The sequence below is a fragment of the Exiguobacterium sp. UBA3968 genome (assembly GCF_002385115.1).
GTDB lineage: Bacteria > Bacillota > Bacilli > Exiguobacteriales > Exiguobacteriaceae > Exiguobacterium_A.
This window is the reverse complement of the sequence record NZ_DGCW01000003.1, coordinates 1-4,401: the sequence shown is the minus strand read 5'-3', so window position 1 is coordinate 4,401 and position 4,401 is coordinate 1. Positions and strand designations below refer to the sequence as shown.

Sequence of the window (4,401 nt, the reverse complement as noted above, 5' to 3'; positions counted from 1 at the left end):
TCAAAATTGCTCAGCTTCTTTTACCGGATTCCGTATCAGAACCTCGCTGGTGATTTCGGATTGTACGTCTATCAGACCGTCTATCCATTATTTGCGATTGCGGCAGCGCTCGGCATTTATGCGCTGCCTGTCATCGTGGCGAAGTTGACGCTTCACCACCCGGATGAGAAACGAGAAGTTCTCTGGTCGATTTTTTATGTCTTACTTGCCATGACCGTCTTTTTCGGTCTGCTCGGATGGTGGATCGCCCCGACGCTCGCTGGGTGGTTCGGGGATGCAAAACTGGTTGTGCCCCTGCGTGCGGTAACATGTACGTTTTATTTACTACCCGTGATTGCTGTTCTACGAGGAATGTTCCAAGCAGATCTTGAGATGCGACCGACGGCTGTATCCCAAGTCTCTGAAAATGCCGTCCGTGTCGGACTATTGTTGCTCGTGACGTATATCGGTGTCTCGATGCAGGCGGACCCCTACTGGATTGGTGCGAGCGCTCATTTAACGGCGATTGGCGGCAGCATCGTTTCGTTATTCGTCCTGTTACGCTTTGCGAAAGGGAAAATCGGTCGTCCGGTATTTTCGAGTATTCATATAAGACGTGTCGGAAAAGTGCTGGTGACAAGCGGTGTAGCAGTTAGTATCGCGTCACTTGCCTTGTTGCTGATGCAATTGATTGATGGATTAACGTTCGTCAATCTACTTGGCAATACGACGGAAACAAAAATCGAAAAAGGAATACTCGACCGTGGGTATCCGTTACTGCAATTTGCGATTCTGTTTGCGACGTCGATGAGCCTTGCGAGTGTGCCAGCCTTGTCGACTGCATACCGGAAACACGATCCACAGATGATGCGTCAACAACTCGAGACATTACTCCGTTCCGGTTTATTGATTGCCGCTGCAGCGACGATCGGGCTAATGGGTGTGATGCGTCCGCTCAATATTGCGTTATATCAAAATGATCAAGGAACAGCGGGATTGATTTGGCTCGCAGCGACGGCATTTGCCGCATCGATCGCGATGATGATTGTCTCTTGTCTCCAGTCGGTTGATGCCGAGAAATATGCGCTTGTTGGTGTTCTTATCGGATTAGGGGCGAAGCTTACTCTGAACCTCTATTTCATTCCCCGATATGGTATGATCGGGGCGGGTATGGCGACATTTGGAGGTTTTGCCGTCATGGCGGCAGCGCAATGGATTTTATTGAACCGGAAGTTCGGTCGTGTATCTGCGGGAACTGTTTTTTATCGAAGACTGGTCTTACCTGTGCTTACCATGGGTGTGTTTCTGTATCTTATCGAGACGTTTTTCCAGCTGTTTGAGCTTGAGACACGAATCGGTGCGGCACTCGAAGTCGGCGTTCTTGTCGTCGGTGGTGCCATCATTTATGGCAGTATGGCGTTACGCTTTCGTGCCTTATCAGAACAAGAGTGGGCGTTATTGCCTTTAGGAGATAAGTTATATCAGATGTACCAACGTAGGAGGAGCATATGACACACCGAATTACGATCGTCGGCCTTGGCGTCGGCGAACTCGAACAATTGCCGTTTGGCATCTATCGATTATTAAAAAACACGACACAACCTGTCTATTTGCGGACAGTGGATCATCCAGTCGTTTCAGAACTTGCAGCAGAGGGAATGAACTTTACATCATTTGACTCAGTTTATGAACGACATAGTCGGTTTGAAGACGTATATACAGAAATCGTCGAGGAATTGCTTCGTCTTTCTGAAACGACGGATATCATCTATGCTGTTCCAGGACATCCATTAGTCGCTGAGAGTACTGTGCAACAGTTGTTGCAACGGACAGACAATGTCGATGTCGTAGGGGGACAAAGTTTTCTCGATCCGATGTTCGCTGCACTTGGCGTGGATCCGATTGAAGGATTCCAGTTACTTGATGCAACGGCATTTGCTGTCGATGAAGCACAGATTCGTCAACATCTACTGATTGGGCAAGTCTATGACGCGCTCGTCGCTGGCGACTTAAAAGTCCAGTTGATGGAACGTTATCCGGACGAACATCTCGTCACTCTTGTCACAGCAGCAGGTACGAGTCAGCAAACCGTTCAAAACGTACCGTTGTATGAACTCGATCATGTGACGACGCTCAGTAACTTAACGACGGTCTATGTACCACCGGTTACGGATGAGCAGACGTTGAATCGTGACTTCGCGACCTTAAAAGAGATTATCGCGCGATTACGCGGTGAAGGTGGTTGTCCGTGGGATCAAGAGCAGACGCATGAGTCCCTAAAACGTCATTTAATCGAAGAATCTTACGAATTACTGGAAGCAATCGACCTTCAGGACGATAACTTAATGATAGAAGAACTAGGAGACGTCCTCTTACAGGTTATGCTCCACGCACAAATTGGTCTAGATGAAGGGTATTTTGATATTCGAGACGTCATCGGAAGCGTCAGCGATAAGATGATTCGTCGCCATCCGCATGTCTTCGGGGAAACGACTGTTGATTCTTCAGCAGACGTTGTGTCGAACTGGCAAGACATCAAAGCACAAGAAAAACCGGAACGGACTTCTTTGCTTGATGGTGTGACAAAAGGAGCACCTGCTTTGATGCGCGCAGAAGACATTCAAAAGAAAGTGGCGAAAGTCGGTTTCGAGTGGGCAGATGTCGAGGGGGCACTTGAAAAAGTGATCGAAGAGTTACGTGAATTGAAAGAAGCCGCCCCAGAAGAACGACTCGGAGAATTTGGAGACGTCCTGTTCTCGATAACACTCGTCGGAAAATACCTCGGTCTATCGGCAGAAGAAGGATTACAACGAACGAATGATAAATTTATTCGCCGTTTTACACGGATGGAACAACTAGCGGATCGACCGCTCGTTGAGATGACGCTTGAAGAGCAAGATTCACTCTGGCATCAAGCGAAGCAGGAGGAACAGTCATGAGACTTGATAAATTTTTAAAAGTATCGCGTCTGATCAAACGACGGACGCTTGCGAAAGAAGTTGCTGATCAAGGTCGGATTACGATCAATGGTAATGTAGCGAAAGCAAGTAGCACGGTAGCAGCAGGTGATGAGATGACGATTCGGTTCGGAAATAAGATCGTGACAGTTGCGATTTCAAGCATTAAAGAACATGCGAAAAAAGAAGAAGCATCTGATATGTATGAAATCATCCGTGAAGAAAAGGTGAATTCCGAAGAATCGATGTAATTTACCGGAAAAAGGAAGTATACTAAAGAGTGTCAGGGATGACCACTCAGAAAGAGGAGGGATGATATGCCAACACCGCTCGAATCAGGGCGTCAAACGCCAAAGATCAAGCCGCTCAATGACCGTAAGAAGCAATTGAGTCAGAATGCTATTGAAAACCGTCGACGTCTCAAAAATCGCTTTTTCTTGTGTCTGACCGTCTTTTTGCTCATCTTTTCCCTCATGGGGTGGTCATACATGGAAAAACGGCAATTGATCGCAGAACAAAAGCAGTCATTTCAAGTAGCTGAACAGGAGCAGGCGAAAGCAAAAAAAGAGACTGCTCGTCTGAAAGAAGAAATCAATCGTCTCAATGATAAAGAATATGTGGCGAACTTAGCCCGGAGTGAGTTGCTCTATTCGAAAAAAGGAGAAACGATCTTCTACTTTTCACCTGAAGACTAATTGAAGGTTGCCGATTGATTGAAAAAAGAATGAATCACTCGTATAATAAGAAACGAATCAACTAAAAAGGAGCAATACAATTTATGTCGATTGAAGTAGGCAGCAAAGTGCAAGGGAAAGTAACAGGCATCACGAATTTCGGAGCGTTCGTTGAGTTACCAACAGGGAAAACTGGTCTTGTTCACATTAGTGAAGTGGCAGATTCTTATGTTAAGGACATCAATGATGTATTAACGGTTGGTCAAGAAATCACCGTTAAAGTCTTAAGTGTTGAAAACGATGGTAAGATTGGTCTTTCCATTAAAAAAGCCGTCGATCGTCCAGAAGGTGAACGCCCACGTCCAGCACGTCAGTTCGATCGTGGACCACGTCCAGCAGGACAAGATCGCGGACCACGTTCGTTCGATAACAAAGGACCGCGTGGAGGCGGTAATCGTGGAGGCTTCAACAAAGGTGGCCGTAATACACCACCACCGCGCAAAGAACAATCGTTCGATACGTTGATGTCTAGTTTCCTGAAAGATAGTGAAGATCGTCTTGCTACATTGAAACGTCAAACGGATTCAAAACGTGGCGGGCGCGGCGCAAAACGTCAATAACTTGCTGACCTGTTCTTTATAAGAATAGAGATGGAATGACGCCGTTCATTCCATCTTTTATTTTTTTAAAATTATTTTTATAAAAAGCGTTGACTTTCATTTGACCTGCCCGTATTATAGAAAATGTGCTTAAGACGCACGAGTTAAAAATATGGCGGTGTAGCTCAGCTG

General features: G+C 46.2%; 5 protein-coding genes. All 5 read left to right on the top strand.

Annotated features, from left to right (window positions below):
* Positions 1–1,491 (top strand): polysaccharide biosynthesis protein (locus B3S86_RS00150; protein WP_290747859.1); only part of this gene is annotated, 1,491 nt, incomplete at its 5' end.
* On the top strand, positions 1,488–2,918 hold the full coding sequence (gene mazG / locus B3S86_RS00145) for a nucleoside triphosphate pyrophosphohydrolase (protein ID WP_290747856.1): 1,431 nt from the start codon (positions 1,488–1,490) through the stop codon (positions 2,916–2,918). The genes B3S86_RS00150 and mazG, both read left to right, overlap by 4 nt.
* Positions 2,915–3,187, top strand: coding sequence for an RNA-binding S4 domain-containing protein (locus B3S86_RS00140; RefSeq protein ID WP_023466556.1), 273 nt, complete (start codon positions 2,915–2,917; stop codon positions 3,185–3,187). The genes mazG and B3S86_RS00140 overlap by 4 nt, the downstream gene beginning before the upstream one ends.
* Positions 3,188–3,253: 66 nt before the next feature.
* The gene (locus B3S86_RS00135) at positions 3,254–3,631 is read left to right on the top strand and encodes an FtsB family cell division protein (RefSeq protein ID WP_290747852.1); all 378 of its coding nucleotides are present in this window, start codon (positions 3,254–3,256) and stop codon (positions 3,629–3,631) included.
* An 83-nt stretch (positions 3,632–3,714) separates the two neighbouring features.
* The gene (locus tag B3S86_RS00130) at positions 3,715–4,230 is read left to right on the top strand and encodes a S1 domain-containing RNA-binding protein (protein WP_035413250.1); all 516 of its coding nucleotides are present in this window, start codon (positions 3,715–3,717) and stop codon (positions 4,228–4,230) included.
* Positions 4,231–4,401: the final 171 nt, after the last annotated feature.